A 23,025-nucleotide genomic window follows, 5' to 3' on the forward strand; every position below is an offset into this window, starting at 1 on the left:
AAGACTTGCGAAATTACGATTTTAATAGCGAATTGTAAGAAAAGTTTTGTAGTTTAAACAATAAATGATAGTATTGAAAAGTTAATTACAAAGGATATAGCGAATTTTCATACTTCCGCAAGAAAGTTATTACAAGAATAATTCGAATAAATCCCCTCAAATCATTACTTTCGCAAATAAATTTTTATTGCTTATTATGTCAGAATACGAATCAAGCACGCAAAAAAGAAAGACAAAATCAGTTTACGTCTCTACTGTTATCAGTATAGCTCTAGTCCTTTTAGTGACTGGATTGCTAGGTTTATTACTTGTTCACGCAAAGAATCTATCGAAATACGTAAAAGAAAACATCGTACTCAATGTCATCGTTAACGATGGCACCAATGAAGGAGATGTACTTTCACTGCAAAAGGATCTAGAAAAAGATAAGTATGTCCTACGTACAGAATATATTAGCAAAGAACTAGCTGCAAAATCATTGAAAGAAGATTTAGGCGAAGACTTTGTACAGTACTTAGGCCACAACCCACTGCTTCCTTCTATTGACGTATACATGAAAGAAAATTACGCCAATTCGGATAGTATCAAAACCTTTATAGACAAAATATCACGCAACACCCGAATCAAAGAAGTGGTTTACCAAGAATCGCTTATCGATATGGTCAATAAAAATGTACGCATTATCAGTATTGTAGTATTGGCGTTTGCCGCGATCTTATTAGTGATAGCAGTAGCCCTCATCAACAATACCATCCGTCTGGCGATCTATTCACAGCGGTTCCTGATCAAAAGCATGCAATTAATAGGAGCAACCAAAAACTTCATCCGTAAACCATTCATCACCTACGGTATTATTCATGGACTATTGGGCTCCCTTATCGCCATCCTATTATTAATATTCACACTGAAGTTTGCACAGCAGCAGATTCCAGAACTGGTATTTTTAAGAAACTGGTACGAATTTGCCGCGATCTTTATCGTGGTCATCGCAATCGGAATTCTAATTTCTGGCTTAAGTACATACTTTGCCGTAACCAAATATTTAAAAGCAAAATCTAACGATTTATACAGTTAAAAATGGCTCAAATCAAAAAATCTGAAACGACAAACAAAGGTGCTTTTGTTTTCGGAAAATTGAATTATCAATTATTTATTGTTAGTATCATTATCGTTATCATCGGTTTCCTGCTTATGAGCGGTAATACAGATATCTATAGTTTTACTAAAATCACGTTAGCTCCCATCGTCATAGTACTTGGTTTTGCATTGGGTTTTGTAGCCATTCTTTACAAACCAAAATCTAAATAAAAGTAGAATTACACTATGTCCTTATTTGAAGCCATCCTTCTAGCGATTGTAGAAGGATTAACTGAGTATCTTCCAATTTCATCTACAGCCCATATGGGCTTTACTGCAGCCTTAATGGGTATGCAGGAAAGTGAATACCTCAAAATGTTCCAGGTGTCTATCCAATTTGGCGCCATCCTATCCATCGTAGTTCTCTACTGGAAGAAATTTTTCGACATCAAAAATATCCAGTTGTATTACAAACTAGCTATTGCTGTTATTCCGGCATTGGTTTTAGGAAAACTACTGGACGATAAGATCGAAGCCGTATTAGGCAATCAAATCGCTATTTCAACCGTCTTGGTATTAGGTGGTGTTGTCCTGCTATTTGTTGACAAATGGTTCAAGAATCCAACTATCTTGGATGAAAAAGAGATTCCGATTAAGAAAGCATTAATTATAGGTTTTTGGCAATGTCTAGCCATGATGCCAGGTACTTCCCGTTCAGCAGCATCTATTATCGGTGGTTTGACGCAAGGATTAGACCGTAGAGCAGCAGCAGAATTTTCATTCTTCTTAGCAGTTCCGACTATGCTTGCTGTAACAGTTTACTCCGTATTTGTAAAAACGTGGGGCGAAGGAACAGCACATGCGCAGAAAGGTTATGAGATGATATTTGCCAGTAATGAAAACATCATCGTCTTTATTGTCGGCAATGTTGTCGCATTTATAGTAGCTATGATTGCAGTTAAATCATTTATTACCGTCTTAACGAAATACGGATTTAAATTCTGGGGCTGGTACCGCATTATTATCGGTATTGCTTTATTAGTATTCTTCTGGAATAACTAATACTTTGACGCTACGCTTACTTTTACCCGCTATGGTGAAAAATAATATGAGTACCTTTGCAAAAAAATACAAAATCAGCTTGACTTTGTTTTACTAGAAGCTTCTTTTAACGAGATTCAGCAAATAAAATAAAATCAATGATCTAGTGCAATTGAACTAATGAATGGAAAATAACGAGAAAGATCAAATAGAAAAGGTATTTTCATTTGCCGAAGGACAAATGTTACTGATAGATAAGCCACTGACCTGGACTAGCTTTGATGTGGTGGGGAAAATTCGTAACTCCATTAAACCATTAAAGATAAAAGTAGGCCATGCAGGTACATTAGACCCGCTAGCTACCGGTTTACTAATTGTATGTACAGGTAAATTCACAAAAAAAATAGACAGCTATCAAGCTGAAGATAAAGAATACACAGGAACCATCACCTTAGGTGGCACGACCCCTTCTTACGACCTGGAAACCGAAGTTGATGAAACTTTTCCGACCGATCATATTTCGGAGCAGATGATCCACGATGCTGCGAAAACCTTCGAAGGAGATATCGACCAATATCCACCAGCACATTCAGCAATCAAGATAAACGGAGAACGTATTTATGAAAAGGCTCGCCGTGGCGAAACAGTCGAGTTAAAAACACGTAAAGTCTCCATTAACAGCTTTATCATCGAAAAAATAGAAATGCCGGTCGTTCATTTCAGAGTATCATGCAGCAAAGGAACATATATCCGTTCCCTGGCGTACGATTTCGGAAAAGCGCTTAGCAGTGGTGCACATTTAAGTTCACTAAGAAGAACGAAAAGTGGCAATTACCAAGTTGAAAATGCTTGGAACCTAGAAGAATTAATTCAAAAAATAAAGGCTCACAAAGAAATTAGTATCACAGAACCTCAATTGTAACGATTGATTTCTATTGATTTATTTCTCGAAAAATATTTCATTAAATGAAAATTTATAGAAGTTTAGATGATTTTAAAGCATTGGAAAATGCAGTTGTTACCATCGGTACATTTGATGGTGTCCATATCGGTCATCAAAAAATATTAACTCATCTAAAAGAATGCGCTAAAAAAATTAACGGTGAGACCGTATTGTTAACCTTCTACCCTCACCCTAGATTAATTATCAATCCGGATGATGACAGTTTACGTCTTATCAATGATATAGAAGAAAAAGTGAGCCGACTATCTGAATTGGATATCGACCATTTAATCATCACACCGTTTTCACGCGATTTCTCAAACCAGACACCTGAAGAATACATCAGCAATGTACTGGTCGGAAAACTCGGCACAAAGAAAATAGTGATCGGATACGATCATCATTTCGGAAAAGATAGAAGTGGAAGCTTAAAAGATCTGCAACAGTACGCTGATATTTTTGACTACTCGGTGGAACAGATCCCCGAACAGGACATCAACGACGTTGCAGTATCGTCAACACGTATACGCCTTGCACTGATTACCGGTGATATCAAGACCGCAAACCTTTACTTGGGCTATCCTTTTGAATTAACAGGAACAGTGATCCGCGGGGACCAAATCGGCCGTACAATCGGTTTTCCGACTGCCAACCTGCAGGTGCACGAACAGCATAAATTAATTCCTGCATACGGTATCTATGCTGTTGAAGTTCATATTTTCGATCATTTACAAAATATTACCACAGGCGAATACATAGAAATACAGCCAATCAAAATTGCTAAAGGAATGGGCTACATTGGTACCCGACCAACAGTAGATGGAATGAACAGAAGCATTGAAATAAGCTTATTTGATTTCAATGATGATATATACGGGAAGACGTTACGCGTAAAATTCCTGCATTTCATCCGTCATGACGAACGTTTTGATTCCTTGCAGGATATGAAAGATCAGATCCAGGAAGATGAAAAACAGATCCGAGCATTACTTTTTTAAAGAGTTACTAAACTAATAAGTGAAATGGCTAGAAGACTCAGAAGTTAAAAAAATTCTAACCGTCTTAACTAAAATAATAGAAAAGCCCTTACAGGAATCTGTAAGGGCTTTCTATTTTAATCTCGATCTTTCCTATACAAATAAGAACTACCAGATCACAATTCTATCCGTTTTAGGGACAAATAATTTATCACCTTCCTTCGTACCGAATGCCTCATGGAAACCATCCAAATTGATAATCGGCGCAAAAGCACGATATTGAGCTGGCGAATGCGGATCTGTTTTCACTTGGTTCACAACAAACTCATCCGTTGTTTTAGTTCTCCAGATCGTAGCCCACGATAAAAAGAAACGTTGTTCTTGTGTATATCCATCGATCAGACCTGGGTTACCTTTATCTTTCAGGTACATTTTCAAGGCATCGAAAGCAACAGAAGAACCACCTAAGTCACCTATATTTTCACCCAAAGTAAAACGGCCATTCACCTTCACACCCGGTACAGGTTCATAAGCTTCAAACTGTTTTACCAATGCATCAGCAGAAGCTTCAAACTTCGTCTTATCCTCTTCGGTCCACCAGTTGTTCAAATTACCGTTTCCATCATATTTAGCTCCTTGATCATCAAAACCATGAGACAGCTCATGACCGATAACCGCACCGATACCACCGAAGTTAACCGCTGCATCTGCCTTATAATCATAAAATGGAGGCTGTAAGATCGCTGCAGGGAATACAATTTCATTAAACAAAGGACTGTAATAAGCATTGACAGTTTGTGGTGTCATACCCCATTCCGATTTGTCAACAGGTTTACCTTGCTTATCTAAATTCTTTGCAAAAGCCCATTTACGCTCGCTCAGGATATTATCAAATAAAGAAGTACCCACATTTAACGTAGTGTAATCTTTCCATTTGTCCGGGTAACCGATCTTCACATTGAATTTCGAAAGTTTCTCTAAAGCCTTTACTTTCGTATCGGCCGACATCCACTTCAGATCATTGATATGCTGCTGGAAAGATTTGATCAAGTAACCGACCAATTCCTCTGCCTGCTCTTTTGCTTGTGGCGGGAAATTCTCTTTCACGTAAAGTTTACCCAAAAGCTCGCCTGCCACACTGTTGACAAATTCAACTCCTCTTTTTTCCAACGCACGCTGTTCTTTTTGACCCTTCAATTTTTTACCCCAAAAATCAAAATTAAGCTGATCCAGGTCCGCTGTTAAATATGCCGCAGCATCATTCATCACGTTAAATTTCAAGACCTCCTTAATCGCTTCTAGGTTTTCAGGCTTCAATACCTTGTCTAGGTTCTGATAATAAGCCAGTTCTGAAACAATCACTGTATCCGCTTTAAAACCCGTATCTTTCAGATATTTGGCAATATCAATGTTTTTGACCATTTTCTTCAGATCAGCAACAGCAACCGGATTATAACGCTTTTCAGCATCACGGGATTGCTCCACTGTTTTCAGGTTTTTAGCCAGTTCTTTTTCAAAAGCAACAATCTTCGGACCCTTTAAGTCACGCGTACGCTGACCGACTTTACTATAAAGCGCCGAGATAAAATTAGAATAATCACCTAAAGTTTCCGTATTCTTAGCATCTACAACCTGATAGTAAGAACGCCCCAGACCTAAACTTGCAGCACCTAAATAAACCGTATTGACGTTACTGTTTTTTAAGTGCGCATAGACATAAGCACCGAAAAAAGGATTGCCACCGATTGGCGTCACCTCAACCAGATAATTGTACAGACCGTTAAAATCCTTGATCGCATCGATTTTATCCAGATAAGGTTTAATTGGAGTTACGCCCAATTGGTTACGTTTATCAAAATCAATATAAGAGCGATATAAATCACCGATCTTTTGACCGTCAGAACCTTTTGCAAAGGTGGTACTTAAAGATTCTTTCAAGATCTTCAACGTCGCAATGTCTGTGTTTTCACGAAGCTCGTCAAAAGATCCCCATCGCGCTTTATCCGAAGGTATCGACACTGTCTTCATCCATTGACCGTTTACAAAATTGTAAAAGTCATCCTGAGGACGAACACTCTTATCCATAAAGGCTGTATTGATTGCCGGCTGCTGCTGTGCAAAGAGCATTCCTCCGCACATCAGTAAAGCGGCAAGAACTGAATGTTTTTTCATATTACCGTTTATTTGTTTTAATTTAATGACAAACTTAATAAAAGTTAGTATTATGTTTACAAGGTCGAACATTTAATTTCAGTATGCAAATCGAAATAGCTGGAAAAAACTATCAAATCATTACAACCGATTCCAAAGAAATCCGCTTGGAGCAACATCCGGGCATTGCGCGCATTTTTGCTCCCGTCGACTTTGAAATCAGCACCTTAGAACAGTTTATTAAAAATAACAAGAATAGCCGAACAGTTTCTGAAGAAGTCGAGTATCAAGAACATCCGGTACGTCTCTTTCAACAAAACTATTTACTCAAACTCATCAAGAATACCACCTCGAACAAAATTCTGGTTAAAAACAGAACCATTACCTTGTACTGTAAAGGGACAACTTATCAAAAACAGCTACATGACTGGCAGAAACAATTTATACTCCAGCAGCTAGCAGACGAAATCGGCTATTGGGAAGAAAAATTAAATGTGCTGGTGGGTAAGATCAAACTTAGGGCATTACCAAAGAGTCTCTACAGCCTGCAGGCAGAAAATAACATTACTTTTAGCACATCGGTCACGTGCTTATCGGTCTCGGAACTCCATTACCTGGCCTTTAAAGCCATTTCTTCACAGATTTCATTAGATCCGAAGATCAGAACAACATATTTTCCAGACCAACAGCAGCTCGAACATCAACTAGCTTATACACTAAAAACATGTCAACAATCACATTAAACATACCGGTTACAGATACAGCATTACAGAAAATCAAGCAAAATTTCACCTTATTGCTCGATCAGATCACAGCCGAAGACCGCAAACAGCTGCAGGAAGCGGTATTCGACAGCCTATCCGACAAAGATGGCGCACCGCAGATCGGCGATCTTAGCGTCTCGAGTTTCACTTTCAACGATATCGAAAAGAAAGGTAGATTTCGAATCAGCTTCAACATCGACCGCCAATTTTGCTGCAGTGATACGATCTCCTGCCAGTCCGATTACGTTGATTTCGATTTCTCCTATACATCTGGGAACATCGTTGCTACAGGCAATTTTATGAATTGGGATATAGACAATTAAGATGGAAATACCGAGCCGATTCAAAACAAATACATCCTCCTTTCATCATTATTGGACCGCAGGTGCCGGAGTAGAACTGTTAAAAAAACTGCCAAAGCAGCCCGACCTTCGGGAAGCAAACAAGTTGGTTCCCTACCTCTTCAACTGCGATGAACCGGCAGACGAATTGGTCAGAAAGCTCCATCAGCAAGTTGGTTTTGGCAAGGGACAGCAATTACTACGTGCGTATTTAGTTGCTCCGGAAAATGTCGATGAGCCCTATAGAGAAGCACTTGACACTTTTTTCTCTTCGATTGAGAGCTCACCGTCCTGGTTAAACTGGGAACTGCTGGAAAGTGGCATCGCAGTAAGTCAGCGCGCAGGATTAAGCGGTCTGATCGTCTTGCGCGACTACTGCCTCATGGGTGGTTACGAATCGGCAGCAATCAATAAACCACTTATCTATACCGGTGCACTAAAAAAAGGAGCCGTGAAGCGCCTGGCAGATACAGTAGACTTTTGGGTAGACATCATGGAAAATGGATCTTTAAAAAGCGGGCAGATCGGTTATCAAAAAGTAATGGAAACCCGCATGATCCATGCTTTCTCACGGATCAATATTCTGGCGAAGACGGATTGGGACAAAAATGAATGGGGCCTACCGCTCAATCAGTGGGACATGCTTGCCACCAACCTGGGATTTTCGCTGGTCTTTATCGTCGGGTTACAGCGCATGAAATTTCAGATCCTTCCAGAAGAAATAACAGCAGTACTTCACCTCTGGAAATATATCGGTTACTTGTTAGGTATCCCCTTGCAACTACTTCCTGACACGGAACAACAGGCTATTGAAGCGCTCTACTACTGGACCATGACACAAAAAGAAGGCGATGCCGATTCCAGGTTATTGGCCCAGGCCCTACAGGAAGAGCCTATAGCCGCGTATTATCCGGAATCAGCGCTGGGACGTAAAATGATGCGCGAAATTCATCTTTATTATAACCATTTTCTCCTAGGCAGCTATTCCTGTAGACTTTTAGGCCTCGACACCACCAGAATTGGTGCCATAGCCTATCTCAATGTTTTAAAAAACAAAATGCGTAATAACAAGTCCAGACTTACCCAACAACGTCAGCTTCTCATCAATAAAGGAAGAGCCGAGCAAATGGAAGTCAAGAGAATCTACTTAACCTACAATAACCGGGAGAACAACAAGCAACACTAACACTATTTCGCTAAAGCAATACCATTTGCTTTTAGCATCGTTTTAAATTTCGGACTGCGAATATAGCTATTGAATGCATGGCTTTCCATACCCGAGAAGTCTGTTTTATCAAAGCAGGTATACTGCTTCACCAGCTCATTGTACACATTATCTTTATAGCCCAGGTCGGTCGGATTAAATTTATCGGCAAAAAAACCGAAAAACTTCTTCAGCATCTTATCTGTATTATTGATTGTAATATGCATTTTTTTCACCTGTGGACTTATCGTGCAGAAGGAGTCATTGCCTGCCTCCTGCGATTTAAAATCAGCTAATCCGATTGCCGGAGCTAGCATAATACAGGTAATCCGGTTTTTATTCTCCAAGAGTTCTTTCGCGTTTTCCACATCAACATTATGAATTTCCTTGATGTCTTTTACAAACTTCTCATTGAAATGCGGTTCCGCCAATGCACTCAGTACCACAGAAGCACCTCGACTGTGTGAAATGATATAGACATCTTTATTTGAAATCGTATTCAGCACACGCCTTAAACCAAACTCACCGGCCATCTGACTAAAGGAAGTCGCGGTAAACCAGATTTTTGCCCCGGCAAAAGGATTGCTCGTCCATAGCCCGTCCCAATAAAAACGCACAATCTCATCATCCTTAGCATTGACCTTAATAAGCTTCTGGATATAACCGTAACTCTCATTTACTTCTTCATTGTTTGCATTAAAGCCGTGAACAAACACAAAAACACGCTTCTTCGTTTTCACACGCTCTTTAAATTCCCTTAGTTTTTTCACTTCAAATCCCGTCAGCTCATCCGTGATACCTTTGTCTGCCGCGATTTTCATTAAAGAGTAAGCATCTCTTTTTCCATTACTAGGTGGGCTGCCGTACGTCTTACGCCAATTATCAGGATAAAAATTCCCGTTTTGATCCACAAAAGAATTGGAAATATTGGGTTTATCAAACGAATTCGGCTTCTGTGAAAGAGGCACATTGTGCATAATCCCACAGGACGATATAAATACAAGTATTATTAAGTAACGTAAGTTTGAAATCATATACATTAAAAATAGCAGAAATTATTGATACAACCTCATCATTATAAAATTGTTTTACTGCCATTCAATATATAGTCGATAAATGAAAAATTTAACTCTTACTATTCCGCGAGCAGCTTGTATCTTTAATCCATCCATGTAAATCTCGGCACTATGTTTGGTAATGAAATCATTCAGAAAAGGGGCATCGATACAATAATGTACCTTTTCTCAAAAGTAAAAATCTTAATGAGCCCTGTTTTATGAAGCATTTGTACATTAAAAACATTTTAATATATAGTTTTTTCGTTTCCTTTTTGTTTATTTCTTGCCAACAAGGACAATCAAAAAATGATCCGGAAGAAAAGAAAAAGGAGAAAACAAAAGATTCAATCGATGCGATTAGAAAGAAAGAAGAAGAAATCGCGAAGGCCAAACCAAAAACAGCGGCAGATATTGAAATTACCAAAGAACTCCAGTACACCAAGTATACATTAGAAGACACTTATCCCTATAAAGATACAGTAAGGCAATTTCAATGGGATAAAATAAAAGAAAAACTGGCTTTTGTTGAGAATTTCCAGAACGGCAACGCTATTTATGGTGTGCTGCAAAACTATCAGAATTCAAATGGTGAGGCACCTACTATTCCACATTTCAAAAGAGATTCCTATAAACGTGTTGCTGACTCCCTAGGAACAGAACGCTACCAAGCGAGTCCCTTATATCGTGAAGGCGAAACCAAATTACCTTCCATTTATGGTAGAGATGGCTGGCTGGTTAAACTGCAGAGTAGCGACACGTTACAACGTGTCAAAGTGGAAGGTGTTTCCTTCGAAGGAACTTGGGAAGTACCGAAAAGATACCTCAAAACAATAGGCGATTCTGTCAGATTTGACAAAGTAATCGTCGTGGATGTTACAAACCAAAATATTTGTACACTGGATAAAACAGAAAAAGGATGGGCAGTAAGAAGCATGAATCCAGCCACTACAGGCCGTCACAAGCCTCCTCATGCACAGGAAACTCCTACTGGAATCTTTGTTTTACAGGAGCATAAATCCAAGATGTTTTATTTCAAAGATGGCACAAAATCTATCGAAGGTTACGCCCCATTTGCAAGCCGTTTTACGGCCGGAGCGTACGTACACGGCGTTCCTGTCAATAATCCGAACGGTAAAGTGATCGAATACAGCTGGAGCTTAGGCACCATCCCCAGGTCACATATGTGTGTCAGAAATGCGTCATCACATGCACAATTTGTTTATAAACGGTCAAAAGACTTCCAAACTTTGGTAATAGTTATTGATTAACGATAATTAAGATACTGATTAACAATTTTTTACACTTTTTAACTATCTTTAGTTCTTAAATTTGCTATCGAAAAACAAATAAGGGATAAAGTATGGAGAAATTAGTGTTCATTTTATTTATGGGTTTGTATGCAGCGTTGTTCTCAGAATCTAAAAATGTAGTACCGACAGAAATTCATAAAAAAGAAATTACAGTTAAAAAGAAAATATCAAAAGTAGATGCACTCTACGAAAGCATGAATCTCAAAGATGTAGTCAATTATAAAGCATTTAAAGAAGCGATGGAAGGCTATAGATTACTTCCCGCCAAAAACAAAGATGTATTATCAATCATTGACTTCACTTTACCATCTACCGAAAAAAGGCTTGTCGTCCTAGACCTTAAAAACGAAAAAGTCCTTTTTCATTCGCTCGTTTCACACGGTAAAAATAGCGGTAGTAATTACGCTACTTCTTTTTCAAACACGCCGGAGTCATTCCAGAGCTCATTGGGCTTTTATGTAACGGAGAATACTTATCAAGGTTCAAATGGTTACTCTTTGGTTTTAAATGGACTGGAAGAGGGCTTTAATGATAGAGCCAAATCAAGAGCTGTAGTGGTTCATGGCGCAGATTATGCAAATCCACGCATCGTAAGTTCATTGGGACGCTTAGGACGAAGCTACGGCTGTCCTGCGCTGCCTAGAGAGTTAGCGAAGCCTATTATCAATACCATTAAAGATGGATCATTACTATTCATCTATGCCGACAACCAGGAGTATATAGCCAAATCAAAAGTGCTGAATCACCGGGATGATCTTACCGCCTACTATGAGAAAGATATGGCCGGAGATAAATTCGGAAAAATGAATTAAACATAAAAAAATCCCTCAACACTTGGTGAGGGATTTTTTTATTCCTTTTATTTCTCTTTATCCCAGAACTCCGCATTCTTAATTCCCAGTTCCTTGGCACTGAATGTTGGATTCATATCCCCTCTTTTACGCTTCACTTTATAATCCTGCCATACCTTGAGCGCTGTTTTACTCATCAGTAAGATCGCGATCAGATTGACATAAGCCATCAGCCCTACACCGATATCACCGATTGCCCAGGCAATCTCCGCTGTTTTCACAGAACCATAGTATACCGCCGCAAGAAATACAATACGCAATATCCAGGTAACCGCCGGACTTACCTTATTGGAAAAGATATACGATAAGTTGGTTTCCGCATAGTAGTAATAAGCCATAACCGTCGTAAATGCAAAGAAAAACAAAGCGATGGCCACAAAGCCATTTCCGATCAATGGAAAATGATGCGACACCGCCGCCTGTGTAAAGGCCGTGTAATTGACCCCTGGTATATGCTCCGATATAAAACCGACCAGTTGACCGGCTCCATCAAATTGCCCCACATTATACTGATTGGTAAATAAAATCATAAGTCCTGTTGCTGTACAAACGAATATTGTATCCACATACACCGAAAAAGCCTGTACCAAACCCTGCTGTGCAGGATGACTAACATCCGCTGCGGCCGCAGCATGCGGTGCGGTGCCCTGTCCGGCCTCATTACTATAGATGCCACGCTTGACACCCCAGGCAATCGCCATACCCACAACGCCGCCAAAAGTGGCATTCAGACTAAATGCAGAACTGAAGATAAGACCAAACACATCCAGAATCTGTGTATAATTTAAAGCGATGATCACTAAAGCCATTAAAATATACGCTCCCGCCATAAACGGCACCACTAGTTCAGCCACTCGGCCAATACGCTGTACACCGCCGAAAATAATAACAGCCAACAAAACCACCACTCCAATCCCCGTATAAGCGACAGGTATTTCAAATGCATTGTGCATCGAAGATGCAATAGCATTACTTTGCACGCCGGGAAGTAAAAAGCCTGTACTTGCAATGGTTATTAAGGCAAACAGAACCGCATACCACTTCACACCCAGACATTTTTCAATATAATAGGCAGGACCACCTTTAAACTCATCTCCGACCTGCTGTTTGAACACCTGCGCCAGCGTAGACTCCACGAAAGCAGATGCAGCACCTAGGAAAGCAATCGCCCACATCCAGAAAATTGCACCCGGACCTCCCATATAGATCGCCGTGGCCACTCCGATGATATTTCCTGTGCCCACGCGGCCTGAAATTGCCAATGCAAAGGCCTGAAAAGATGATATACCCTCGTCCGACTGCTTTTTCTGAAACAGCAATCGCAGCATATCTTTAATATAGGTCAACTGCAGAAATCCAGTCCGTACAGAAAAATACAAACCCGTCAAAAGACACAGGTAAATAAAAACATCACTCCACACCAGCTCCGATGCGATTTTTACAAAATTTTCAAAATTATTATCTACCATAATCTAAGCTTTTACAAATAATTGGTGTACACATCCTAATAACAAGCCCTGAAAATATAAATTTTTATTCAGGATGGCACAAAAAATAGAGCAGAAAATACAAAAAGCCAGATTAATCAAGATTAATCTGGCTTTGACCATAAAAAATATAAATCTGGACGCTATCGTCTAAAGCACGATAATATCCAGCAGATAGAAAACTGCAAAAATAACAGATGCGATACCATTGGTCGTCATAAAAGCGCGATCTACGCGGCTAAGATCGGTTGGACTCACAATCCGGTGCTGATAGATTAGCAAACTGCCATAAAAAACAACACCCAGATAATAGAACCATCCCACCTCCATATACAGAACCGGCAAGAGCACAAATATAAACGAACATACATGCAGGATCTCGGAAAAACGTAGCGCTCCTTTAGTACCCAACAATACTGGAATGGAATTCAGCTTATGCTCACGGTCAAACGCCTCATCCTGCAGAGCATAGATAATATCAAAACCGCTCACCCAGCACAATACGGCAAGGCCGTAAAGTACAGGAACAATATGAAACTGACCCGTTACCACAAGATATGCACCCACCGGAGCAAGCCCCAAACCTAGACCGAGCACCAGATGACATAAAGCCGTAATACGCTTAGTATAAGAATAAAAGAGTACGACAAATAAAGCAATAGGTGACAACATAAGGCATAAACTGTTGATAAAGTAAGTCGCAACGACAAAAAACACACAGTTTATGATTGTAAATAGCAATGCCCCTCTAGCAGAAATCCGCCCCGCAGGTATATCGCGCATTGCTGTCCGCGGATTCAAAATATCGATATCACGGTCCAGGTAACGGTTAAAGGCCATAGCCGCATTACGTGCGGTCACCATACACACCAGCATTAATACGAGTAACTTCCAGTCAAAAGTATGATTGGTGGTATGTAAAGCCAGGAAAAAGCCAATAAAAGCAAAAGGCAATGCAAAAATACTGTGCGCAAACAGTACGAGGGACAGATACTTCTTCATGGACTACTCCTCTTCACCAGCGTGACGATAACGATCTGGATCCACATCACCATATTTATCTTCATCCCCTTCTTCATACCCGACTTCATCACTAGGAGCCGTTAAATCAGGCATAACAAAACGGGTATTGATATCCCCGATCGTCTCTAAAATAGCATCACAGCCCGACTTCACTTCAGCAGAAGTTAGGAAACACTTTGGAATTTCCTCAAACCACTCCGCTAATGCTTTTCTAAATTTAGACATATTCACATCAGACTTCACGTTAGACTGCTTATCAGCTTTCGTGAATACTAACATAAAAGGTAAACCCCGCTCACCTAACCAGTAACAGAATTCAAGATCTATTTTTTGAGGCTCATGACGGCTATCGATCAAAACAAATATACACTGCAAATTATCGCGATGCGTCAAATAACGGCGAATAAATTTCTCCCAAGCTTCACGATTGGACTTCGATGTTTTTGCAAAACCATAACCCGGTAAATCCACTAGAAACCAATCGTCATTGATGATAAAATGGTTGATCAGCTGCGTCTTACCCGGTTTTTGAGAAGTTTTAGCTAAACCTTTCTTACCAACCATAGCATTGATCAGTGATGATTTACCCACATTGGAACGACCAATAAAAGCATACTCAGGGAGTTTGCCTTCTGGCAATTTATCAACTCGTGTATTACTACAGATGAATTCGGCTTTTTTAATTTGCATCTTGCAAAGGTAGCATAAAACTATCCTTTTGACAAATTGAACTCCGATCCGTTTCATTATTTAAAAACAAAAATGGAGGCAAAAGTGTAACGTTTCACAGATCAGCTTTACTAATGATAAAAATATGCTGGTAAACATGGCCATCTAACGCGCATCGGTACAAATAAATACCGAAATACAGCAGGAGAGCATTTTGCTATAACACATGAAAGCACCAGGAATACCATGCCAGATAACCGATTTAAAAAAATAGATTAAACACATATGACTAACCAAAATAATACATGCTTTTAGAAATCAAAAATGTTGTAAAAGACTATGCCAGTCATAGAGCGCTGGACCATGTCTCCCTCAGTATTCCCAAAGGAAAAATATTCGGACTTTTAGGACCCAATGGGGCCGGCAAAACCTCCCTGATCCGGATCATCAACCAGATCACAGGACCGGACTCGGGCGAAATACTATTCGATGGAGAGCCATTAGCACCCAAACATATCGAACGAATTGGCTACCTCCCAGAGGAAAGAGGCCTTTACAAGAAGATGAAAATAGGAGAACAAATGCTTTACTTAGCACAACTTAAAGGACTGAGTAAGAAAGAATCAAATGATCGAATAAATCATTGGTTTGAGAAGTTTGACATTTTGTCATGGTGGGATAAAAAGGTTGAAGACCTTAGTAAAGGTATGCAACAGAAAGTACAGTTTGTTGCGACCGTACTCCACGAACCTGATCTTATTATCTTGGATGAGCCCTTCTCCGGATTTGACCCTGTAAACGCCAGTTTAATCAAAGATGAAATCCTTGAATTGAACCGAAAAGGGGCTACAATCATCTTTTCGACGCATAGAATGGAGTCCGTCGAAGAACTTTGCGACCACATTGCACTTATTAACCGCTCCCAAAAGATCCTTGACGGCAATATTCATGACATCAAAAACAACTATAAAAATCAGACCTACAAAATCGAATTACAGGCCGTTAATGATGAAAAATCAATACGTATAGAAAATCTATACCAATTAAAAAATATAGAACAATCTGAAAAAAAAACAACTATCACCATTAAGTTAAACCAAAACATTAGTATCAATCAAGTACTCACAAAGCTCTTACCTCTGGCCGAAATCCATCAAGTATTAGAAATAGTACCCTCTATCAATGACATTTTCATCGAGCAAGTGACCCTATCCAACAACGCTAAAAAAGAAACCGACCATGCATAAGATACTACTCATTATTCAGCGCGAATACTTCTCCCGTGTCAAAAAGAAATCATTCTTATTGATGACTTTTCTAGTCCCATTATTTTTCATTGCGCTTTACGGAGGGATATTTTATCTGACCAAGAAAAGTTTCAAAGATGCCCATGCACATGTATATATTCTGGATCAGCAGGGCAGTTTTGCACAGCAGCTGAAAAGCGACCCTAACATTACTTTTAGTGTGAGCGACCGCTCATTGCAGGATCTTAAAAAGCAGATTAAAGACGATGAGCAGAACAGCTCCATCCTGGTCATTCCGAAAGAAATTTATCAGCAGACTACCATCGAGCTGATTTCAGCAGATAAAGCCAATATCACGATCCAGAATGCAATAGCAAGACAACTTGAAGGCATCATCCGCATCGGCGAATACAAGAAGCTAGGTATCGACCCAGAGCTGTTACAATCGGTGCAGCCTCATATCAGCGTCAATGCCAAAGAGCTAACAGAAGATGGCGAGGAGAAAAACAGCAACACAGGTATTGCTATGGGTATCGGTGTAGGTTTGGCCGTATTGGTTTACTTATCGCTGTTTCTTTATGGTGTACAGGTGATGCGTGGTGTAATTGAAGAAAAGAGCAATCGCATTATCGAAGTTATCATCTCATCGGTCAAACCTTTCCAGCTTATGATGGGCAAGATCATCGGTATCGGAATGGTCGGACTCACCCAGTTCCTACTCTGGATCATCTTGACCGGAGGCCTGGTTTTTGGAGCCACCAAACTGATCAATAAAGAAACCGTAGAACAGGCTGCAATGCAACAAGGAGGTCCCGGCATGAACACGGTCAGTCAGGCACCGGCTTCAGGTCTTGGATTTGGCATTTTACAACATCTGGAATCAGTCAATGTCACCGAAATTATCGTTTGCTTCTTTCTGTTCTTCCTAGCCGGTTATTTACTTTACAGCGCCATCTTTGCTGCAGTAGGATCGGCAGTGGATAGTGAAACAGAAGCCAACCAATTTACCATGCCCATTACCATGCCTTTGCTATTGACCTATGTCTTGTCGTTTGGAGTCATTATTAACGATCCTAACGGCCCCATTGCAACATGGCTAAGCTTTATACCTTTCACCTCCCCTATTGCCATGCTGGTCCGCATTCCGTTCGGTGTACCCACCTGGCAGATTGCTGTATCGCTGGCATTGTTGGTAAGCACCTTTCTACTGGTCACCTGGTTAGCAGCCAAAATATACCGTGTAGGTATCCTCATCTACGGAAAAAAGGCAAACTGGAAAGAAATCATCAAATGGATGAAGTACTAAACCCCTTTAAACATAACAAAAACAGCTCTTTATTAATCGTAAAGAGCTGTTTTTAGTTTTAATTACCGTAAAACAAACATTTTAATATTAGGGACGATTTTTCACAATGTGCAGTGAAACCCAAAAAAATATATCAGACGCATCTTGCTACACAGGTTACATCAATACTGTTTGATCAAATATAAATCTCGCCTTTCATATAAAGCACCGCATTTCCTGCCAGCTCTACCCTGTCGCCCAGCAGACGGCAGTATACTTCACCCGTACGTTCTGAAAGCTGAAATGCCCTCAATTCAGTTTTATTGAGTTGTCCTGCCCAATAAGGCGTCAGCGTCGTATGTGCCGAGCCACAGACAGGATCTTCATTAACACCGACCACAGGTCCAAAAAAGCGGGAAACAAAATCATGGTTTTCTCCCCTCGCCGTTACGATAAATCCCCTTGCAGCCATACCAGTCATCAAAGGTAGATTGGGTTTTAAAGCCTCGATATCATTTTGCTTCTCGAAAACCAGCATATAATCAGTCTTTCCGCGATAAGCTGCAATCGGTTTTTTATCCGTTACTGCCAGCAGTGCATCGGTCAATTCAGTTTCCGAAAACTGGTCTGCAGGAAAATTGAGCACAAATTTATCCTGCTGTACGCTTACGGGAAGTTTGCCACTTCTTGACGAATAAAAATTAATCGTTTCCTTTACTTGCTTTTCACAATGGGCCAAAACGTAGGCCGTGGCAAGAGTTGCATGACCACAAAGATCTACTTCCGATGCAGGTGTAAACCAACGGATTTCATAACCATCACCTTTAGGCACATAAAAAGCGGTTTCCGATAGATTATTTTCTGCGGCGATCTTTAATAGAATATCGTCCGCCAGCCACTCCGTTAAGGGACAAACGGCCGCAGGATTTCCTTTGAATACCATATCCGTAAAAGCATCTACCTGATAAATTGTTAATTTCATATTCTTATTCCTTTTAAACAAAGTTATCATATAAGTCTTAATGGATACAGATACAGCAACATGATTTTTATAGGATACAGCACAAAGCACAGTTAACGCAATTAAGCAAAGCAGAACCCTAAAATCTTACCCTCATTTCCCCTTCAAATCTTAATTCTTCGCTGCACTGTTCCAAAAATCATCTTCCACTTCAATTCTTTCTGAAAACAGCCAGACTTCTTTTATTTTGTCATCTTCGATCCGCAATAGATCGACACCTTTCATCGCAAGTGTCCCCTCACCTTTTGCTGCTTTGAAATGAATTGAAGCTGCCACAAGATTTCCATTATCACTTGTATATTCAATATCATCAATAGCAAAGGTACCGTTGCTCCATTGCATAAAGTTCCCCAAATGAGCAAACACCGCTACTTTTCCGGTATACGTTCCAGATTGAACACCTTTTCCCGGCTGATGCCATACAATATCATCTGCAAATAAACTTCCGACTGTATCAAAGTCTCCTGTTGCCACCGCATTAAAATACGACTGCACTATTTTTACGTTTTTTGACATCCTATTTAATTTTATAAGTAAGTAAATTATATGACAAATTTCTACATTTGCAGTACAATAGTCAAGTACCTACCTAAAAGTAGGGTACTTACGTTAAAGTAATAATTACTGATTTACAGCACAATGAATATAAATATTTCTGACGAAAACTGTCCCCTAAGGAAAACACTTGAAATCATTGGCGGAAAATGGACCATGCTCATTATTTTCCAGATTAACGAACGCACCATCCGTTACGGCGAACTGAAGCGCTGTATTGTCGGAATCAGTGAAAAAATGCTGATCAGCCAATTGAAGTTTTTATGCGATAAAGATATTGTCCATAAAAAGTCCTTTGCCGAAATCCCGCCAAAGGTCGAATATACCTTGACCGAAAAAGGAAAAGAATTGCTACCCATTATTCAGACGATCATCCAGTACGGCCTCAAGCATGACATTTAACCATACAAAAAGACCTTATCCTGTAATTTTCAATGATTGTACCTGCTCATTAACAATCCGAACATGGTAAAACAGTACAACGGGGCTTCCAGTAAAATTTCCAGAAACTACTGCTTTTAATATGCTTTCGGTTTCTCCTTTTTTATAGCTCAATGGCTTCATGACGGTTTTATATTGCTCATTTGCTGCGACAATCCAATTTTCAATTTCTTTTCTCCCCCTGTATGTATTACTCTCGTCAACAATCAGGGCTGTTTCGGAAAAAAAATTTGCATAGGAGACACAATCAAAATTGTTCTGCGCACGAACTAATGCGGCCATTACTTGTGGTATGTTCATTTCAAGTGTTTTTTTAAGGTTTTTAAATTGTTGGAATTGTACCTCCGTCAATAATAAATTCTGTTCCTGTCAAATAAGCCGCTCTTGGTGACACTAAAAAACCGACCAATTCGGCCACTTCCTGAGGTTCTGCCGGTCGGCCATAAGGAATACCCCCCAAACTTTCCATGACCTGCTGCACCGCTTCATCAACAGAAATACCAGTTCTTTTCGCGATTTCATCCATCATCCCTGTAGCACCATCTGTTTTGATCCAGCCCGGAGAGACTGTCAACACCCGAATACCTTTTGGTGAAACTTCATTTGATAAGCTTTTACTATAATTCACCAATCCTGCTTTAGCCGCTGCATAAGGTAATGTGGCATCATACAAAGGCAATCTTGCCTGAATAGAAGCTATATGAACGATAACGCCATTTCCGCGAGCTATCATCTGAGGCAAAAACCCTCTATCCAGACGAACCGGAGCCAGCAAATTTGTATAAAACGTCTTTTCCCAATCCTCATCACTCAAAACAGCAAAGCCTCCTCCTTTCGTTTCAGAACTGCCCATATTGTTTACCAAAATATCCAGCCTGCCAAATTGTTGCAGTATTTCATTTACGACCTTTATCGTACCAGAGGACGTACTTAAATCGGCCGGAATAAAGTGTAATTTTCCATTATCCTGCAGAGGTTCATTTCTTGCTGTAATGATTACGGTCGCCCCGGCATAAAGCAACCGCTCCGCAATAGCCCTACCTGTTCCCTTTGTACCGCCAGTTACCAAAGCAATTTTGCCCGATAATTCATCATTAAAATTAAATTCCTGTTCCATGTTCTAAAATATTTAAAACAAAGGTCTGCGACACAGCCGGTTTACACAAGTACGGAAAAACGAATTGCATAGGGATAAATTTTTCCCCTATTGCACATTTTGAAACATAGCCATAGCTTTGTCGCATGTATGAAAAAAAAATACCCCTAGATCTAAATTGTGGTCTCGACCTCATCGGTGAAATACTGTATGGCAAATGGAAAATTCGTTTACTTTGGTTTATAAATGCAGGACATCAACGCCCAAGCGAACTCCAGCGCAAAATTCCCGGAGCCTCCCGCCGCGTATTGCATATACAGCTAAAAGAATTAGAACAGCACGAATTGATTGTAAAGAAAATATATCCGATTGTCCCTCCAAAAGTGGAATACAGCCTGACCGAATTCGGTAAAACTTTAATTCCAGTAATCGCGGCTTTAGGACAATGGGGCGATGATCATGAAGAGCGTTTACGAAATATCATTACGAAGCTTCAAGAAGTTAAAAATCAAGAAGATACTGATAGATAAAACAACACTCTTATTGTTTTAAGAGACAACTCCTGTAGAATAGACAAGTGAGAATCGCCAATTTCAGATCATAGCAAGATAGGCAAATTGCTTTGCGACAAATAAAACTCCCGTTTACCGGATTTTTTACCGAGCTTTTCAAATTCACAAAAGATTCACCGAATCCTCCCCTCCATTTACCGAGTTTACCCGACTGTTCACCTGATTACCATTCCGACTTTTAGCCCCCTTATATACCTTTGATTCAATCAATTAAATAATTCACAAATCAAAAAAACTTAAAAAGCTAAAAATCATGAAAAATTCACTAAACTCAATCTTTATCGTATTTGCATTAATCGGAGCATTAGTCGCAATGACGAGCATGAGTTTTGCAAAAGGAAAGACTCCGAGAAACACAAATCCCATGACGGTAATTGACAGTTACATACAGATCGCTGCAGATGGCAATACAGAAGGTATACAGCACTTGTTCTCCGATGACTTCAAATGGACCCAATCATCCAATGCAAAAACAAAAACATACAGCAAATCAGAAGTTGTCAATTTTTTAAAGTCAAGCAAAGGACTAAAGCAGAACTGTAAAACAACCTACACCATCATGGAGAAAAATGAGAACTGTGTTATGGCCAAAGTAGAAATGAAGTATGACAATTTCACAAAAGTAGAATGTATCACCCTATGTAACGTAAATCAAGAATGGAGAATCAATCAAATCATCGAATCTTACAAATAGTCAAGAGCCCACGCAACGAAAAAAGGTCTTAAAATTGAATTTTAAGACCTTTCCTATTTTATTTAAATCTGTATAGACTATTTCATTAAGAAGCCACCACCGATCAAATCATTGCCTTCATAGAAAACAGCCGATTGACCAGGAGCAATACCTTTTACGTTATGTACAAAGTCGATCTTTACCATGTCCCCCTGTTGTGAGATTGTAGATAGAGCACCTGCATCTTTATAACGCACCTTAGATATCGCTTCCATAGGCTGCTCCAAAGAAGCATATTTAACCAAATTTACATTCCGCACATAAGCGAATGATTTTTCAAGCTCATGTTCTTCACCCAGCACCACGGTATTACTCTCTGGAAGGATCTCGACTACAAACATCGGTTTACCCAATGCGATACCAAGACCTTTACGCTGTCCGATCGTAAAATAAGGATAACCGATATGCTGTCCTACCACAGTACCATCTGTAAGGATAAAGTTACCAGGACCGATCTGTTGATCCAAAGTAGGCACCTTATGTCTTAAGAATGCACGGTAGTCATTATCCGGTACAAAACAGATTTCATAGCTTTCCGCTTTATTAGCAAGCTCCACCTGTCCCATATCCAATGCCATCTGGCGAATTTCTTTTTTCGTGAACGATCCCAATGGAAATTGCGTACGTGCCAGGTTTTCCTGTGCAACACCCCAAAGTACATAAGACTGATCTTTGTTTTCATCCTTACCTTTCGAAATCACGTAACGGTTATTATCGTGAAGACGAATATTGGCATAGTGACCTGTAGCAATAAATTCGCAGTCCAATTTATTGGCGCGTTTCATTAAAGCCTCCCATTTGATATGGGTATTACACAATACACAAGGGTTTGGCGTACGGCCGGCAATATACTCATCAACAAAGTTGTCAATAACAAAATCGCCAAACTCATCTCTAATATCCAATATATAATGTGGGAAACCATAATTCACCGCCAAAGAACGTGCATCGTTGATACTATCCAAGCTACAGCATCCGGTCTCCTTAGACGAGCCACCAGAAGCAGCGTAGTCCCAAGTCTTCATCGTGATCCCTATGACTTCATATCCTTGTTCATGAAGCATGACAGCCGCGACCGAACTGTCAACACCCCCACTCATAGCAACTAATACTCTTCCTCTTTTACTCATTTTATTTTATTGAAATGCAAAGATAGGCTATTTGAAATTTTTACGTGTT

The 23,025-nt window shown here is 39.9% G+C and carries 25 protein-coding genes; 15 read left to right on the top strand and 10 right to left on the bottom strand.

From position 1 onward, the window contains the following. The first annotated feature begins 196 nt into the window (after positions 1-196). From FHR29_RS10525 to FHR29_RS10545, 5 genes are all read left to right on the top strand, one after another. On the top strand, positions 197-1,075 hold the full coding sequence (locus FHR29_RS10525) for an ABC transporter permease (protein WP_183914456.1): 879 nt from the start codon (positions 197-199) through the stop codon (positions 1,073-1,075). A gap of 2 nt (positions 1,076-1,077) precedes the next feature. Continuing rightward, positions 1,078-1,308, top strand: coding sequence for a DUF3098 domain-containing protein (locus FHR29_RS10530; RefSeq protein ID WP_021191640.1), 231 nt, complete (start codon positions 1,078-1,080; stop codon positions 1,306-1,308). A gap of 15 nt (positions 1,309-1,323) precedes the next feature. Continuing rightward, positions 1,324-2,139 (top strand): undecaprenyl-diphosphate phosphatase, encoded by an 816-nt coding sequence (locus tag FHR29_RS10535; RefSeq protein WP_045754414.1) that lies wholly within the window; start codon positions 1,324-1,326, stop codon positions 2,137-2,139. Positions 2,140-2,302: 163 nt separating this feature from the next. Next, positions 2,303-3,040, top strand: a complete 738-nt coding sequence (gene truB, locus FHR29_RS10540; protein ID WP_183914458.1) for a tRNA pseudouridine(55) synthase TruB — start codon at positions 2,303-2,305, stop codon at positions 3,038-3,040. Between the two features lie 44 nt (positions 3,041-3,084). Further along, positions 3,085-4,059: a bifunctional riboflavin kinase/FAD synthetase gene (locus FHR29_RS10545; RefSeq protein ID WP_183914460.1), complete on the top strand. Its 975-nt coding sequence runs from the start codon at positions 3,085-3,087 to the stop codon at positions 4,057-4,059. A gap of 147 nt (positions 4,060-4,206) precedes the next feature. Here FHR29_RS10545 and FHR29_RS10550 read toward each other — a convergent pair whose 3' ends face one another. Next, the gene (locus FHR29_RS10550) at positions 4,207-6,210 is read right to left on the bottom strand and encodes a M13 family metallopeptidase (RefSeq protein WP_031287693.1); all 2,004 of its coding nucleotides are present in this window, start codon (positions 6,208-6,210) and stop codon (positions 4,207-4,209) included. An 83-nt stretch (positions 6,211-6,293) separates the two neighbouring features. On the opposite strand from FHR29_RS10550, the gene FHR29_RS10555 reads away from it, so the two are divergent. The 3 genes from FHR29_RS10555 to FHR29_RS10565 are packed head-to-tail and all read left to right on the top strand — an operon-like array spanning position 6,294 to position 8,480. Continuing rightward, on the top strand, positions 6,294-6,932 hold the full coding sequence (locus FHR29_RS10555; protein WP_132771341.1) for a DUF45 domain-containing protein: 639 nt from the start codon (positions 6,294-6,296) through the stop codon (positions 6,930-6,932). Beyond that, a complete protein-coding gene (locus FHR29_RS10560) occupies positions 6,914-7,276 on the top strand; it encodes a hypothetical protein (RefSeq protein ID WP_132771340.1) in 363 nt (120 codons plus the stop codon). Before FHR29_RS10555 ends, FHR29_RS10560 begins: the two co-directional genes overlap by 19 nt. A 1-nt stretch (position 7,277) precedes the next feature. After that, positions 7,278-8,480, top strand: a complete 1,203-nt coding sequence (locus FHR29_RS10565) for an oxygenase MpaB family protein (RefSeq protein WP_183914462.1) — start codon at positions 7,278-7,280, stop codon at positions 8,478-8,480. A gap of 2 nt (positions 8,481-8,482) precedes the next feature. Here FHR29_RS10565 and FHR29_RS10570 read toward each other — a convergent pair whose 3' ends face one another. Next, positions 8,483-9,532, bottom strand: coding sequence for an alpha/beta hydrolase (locus tag FHR29_RS10570; RefSeq protein WP_132771338.1), 1,050 nt, complete (start codon positions 9,530-9,532; stop codon positions 8,483-8,485). A gap of 242 nt (positions 9,533-9,774) precedes the next feature. Between FHR29_RS10570 and FHR29_RS10575 the strand changes: the two genes are divergently transcribed. Both FHR29_RS10575 and FHR29_RS10580 read left to right on the top strand, forming a co-directional pair. Continuing rightward, positions 9,775-10,824: a L,D-transpeptidase gene (locus tag FHR29_RS10575; protein WP_132841574.1), complete on the top strand. Its 1,050-nt coding sequence runs from the start codon at positions 9,775-9,777 to the stop codon at positions 10,822-10,824. Between the two features lie 92 nt (positions 10,825-10,916). Further along, entirely contained in the window at positions 10,917-11,678 is a 762-nt protein-coding gene (locus FHR29_RS10580; RefSeq protein WP_021189035.1) for a murein L,D-transpeptidase catalytic domain family protein, read from the top strand. Positions 11,679-11,725: 47 nt separating this feature from the next. Here the strand turns inward: FHR29_RS10580 and FHR29_RS10585 are convergent, their stop codons facing one another. The 3 genes from FHR29_RS10585 to yihA form a co-directional block, all read right to left on the bottom strand. Then, positions 11,726-13,186, bottom strand: a complete 1,461-nt coding sequence (locus tag FHR29_RS10585; protein WP_132771336.1) for a sodium:alanine symporter family protein — start codon at positions 13,184-13,186, stop codon at positions 11,726-11,728. 168 nt (positions 13,187-13,354) lie between these two features. Further along, positions 13,355-14,206 (bottom strand): UbiA-like polyprenyltransferase, encoded by an 852-nt coding sequence (locus FHR29_RS10590; protein WP_183914464.1) that lies wholly within the window; start codon positions 14,204-14,206, stop codon positions 13,355-13,357. Positions 14,207-14,209: 3 nt separating this feature from the next. Then, positions 14,210-14,917: a ribosome biogenesis GTP-binding protein YihA/YsxC gene (yihA, locus tag FHR29_RS10595; RefSeq protein ID WP_132771334.1), complete on the bottom strand. Its 708-nt coding sequence runs from the start codon at positions 14,915-14,917 to the stop codon at positions 14,210-14,212. A 284-nt stretch (positions 14,918-15,201) separates the two neighbouring features. On the opposite strand from yihA, the gene FHR29_RS10600 reads away from it, so the two are divergent. After that, positions 15,202-16,143 (top strand): ABC transporter ATP-binding protein, encoded by a 942-nt coding sequence (locus tag FHR29_RS10600; RefSeq protein ID WP_183914472.1) that lies wholly within the window; start codon positions 15,202-15,204, stop codon positions 16,141-16,143. Next, on the top strand, positions 16,136-17,449 hold the full coding sequence (locus tag FHR29_RS10605; RefSeq protein ID WP_183914474.1) for an ABC transporter permease: 1,314 nt from the start codon (positions 16,136-16,138) through the stop codon (positions 17,447-17,449). Before FHR29_RS10600 ends, FHR29_RS10605 begins: the two co-directional genes overlap by 8 nt. Before the next feature lie 175 nt (positions 17,450-17,624). Here FHR29_RS10605 and FHR29_RS10610 read toward each other — a convergent pair whose 3' ends face one another. Both FHR29_RS10610 and FHR29_RS10615 read right to left on the bottom strand, forming a co-directional pair. Beyond that, positions 17,625-18,440, bottom strand: coding sequence for a PhzF family phenazine biosynthesis protein (locus FHR29_RS10610; protein ID WP_260292035.1), 816 nt, complete (start codon positions 18,438-18,440; stop codon positions 17,625-17,627). A 120-nt stretch (positions 18,441-18,560) separates the two neighbouring features. Further along, positions 18,561-18,965 carry a nuclear transport factor 2 family protein gene (locus FHR29_RS10615; RefSeq protein WP_183914476.1) on the bottom strand — a complete coding sequence of 135 codons (405 nt, stop codon included), beginning with the start codon at positions 18,963-18,965 and terminating at the stop codon, positions 18,561-18,563. 123 nt (positions 18,966-19,088) lie between these two features. Here FHR29_RS10615 and FHR29_RS10620 point away from each other — a divergent pair, with 123 nt between their 5' ends. Beyond that, positions 19,089-19,406: a helix-turn-helix domain-containing protein gene (locus FHR29_RS10620; protein WP_132771477.1), complete on the top strand. Its 318-nt coding sequence runs from the start codon at positions 19,089-19,091 to the stop codon at positions 19,404-19,406. A gap of 15 nt (positions 19,407-19,421) precedes the next feature. On the opposite strand, the gene FHR29_RS10625 is transcribed toward FHR29_RS10620, so the two are convergent. Both FHR29_RS10625 and FHR29_RS10630 read right to left on the bottom strand, forming a co-directional pair. Then, positions 19,422-19,745, bottom strand: coding sequence for a nuclear transport factor 2 family protein (locus tag FHR29_RS10625; protein WP_183914478.1), 324 nt, complete (start codon positions 19,743-19,745; stop codon positions 19,422-19,424). A 22-nt stretch (positions 19,746-19,767) separates the two neighbouring features. Continuing rightward, complete coding sequence (locus tag FHR29_RS10630) at positions 19,768-20,562, bottom strand: SDR family oxidoreductase (RefSeq protein ID WP_183914480.1); 795 nt, start codon at positions 20,560-20,562, stop codon at positions 19,768-19,770. Between the two features lie 125 nt (positions 20,563-20,687). Here FHR29_RS10630 and FHR29_RS10635 point away from each other — a divergent pair, with 125 nt between their 5' ends. Both FHR29_RS10635 and FHR29_RS10640 read left to right on the top strand, forming a co-directional pair. After that, positions 20,688-21,071, top strand: a complete 384-nt coding sequence (locus FHR29_RS10635; RefSeq protein WP_183914482.1) for a helix-turn-helix domain-containing protein — start codon at positions 20,688-20,690, stop codon at positions 21,069-21,071. Between the two features lie 295 nt (positions 21,072-21,366). After that, positions 21,367-21,807 (top strand): nuclear transport factor 2 family protein, encoded by a 441-nt coding sequence (locus FHR29_RS10640; RefSeq protein ID WP_183914484.1) that lies wholly within the window; start codon positions 21,367-21,369, stop codon positions 21,805-21,807. Positions 21,808-21,884: 77 nt separating this feature from the next. On the opposite strand, the gene mnmA is transcribed toward FHR29_RS10640, so the two are convergent. Next, entirely contained in the window at positions 21,885-22,976 is a 1,092-nt protein-coding gene (gene mnmA, locus FHR29_RS10645; RefSeq protein WP_132771329.1) for a tRNA 2-thiouridine(34) synthase MnmA, read from the bottom strand. Positions 22,977-23,025: the final 49 nt, after the last annotated feature.

The organism is Sphingobacterium sp. JUb56, from assembly GCF_014191365.1.
GTDB classification, from domain to species: Bacteria; Bacteroidota; Bacteroidia; order Sphingobacteriales; family Sphingobacteriaceae; genus Sphingobacterium; species Sphingobacterium anhuiense.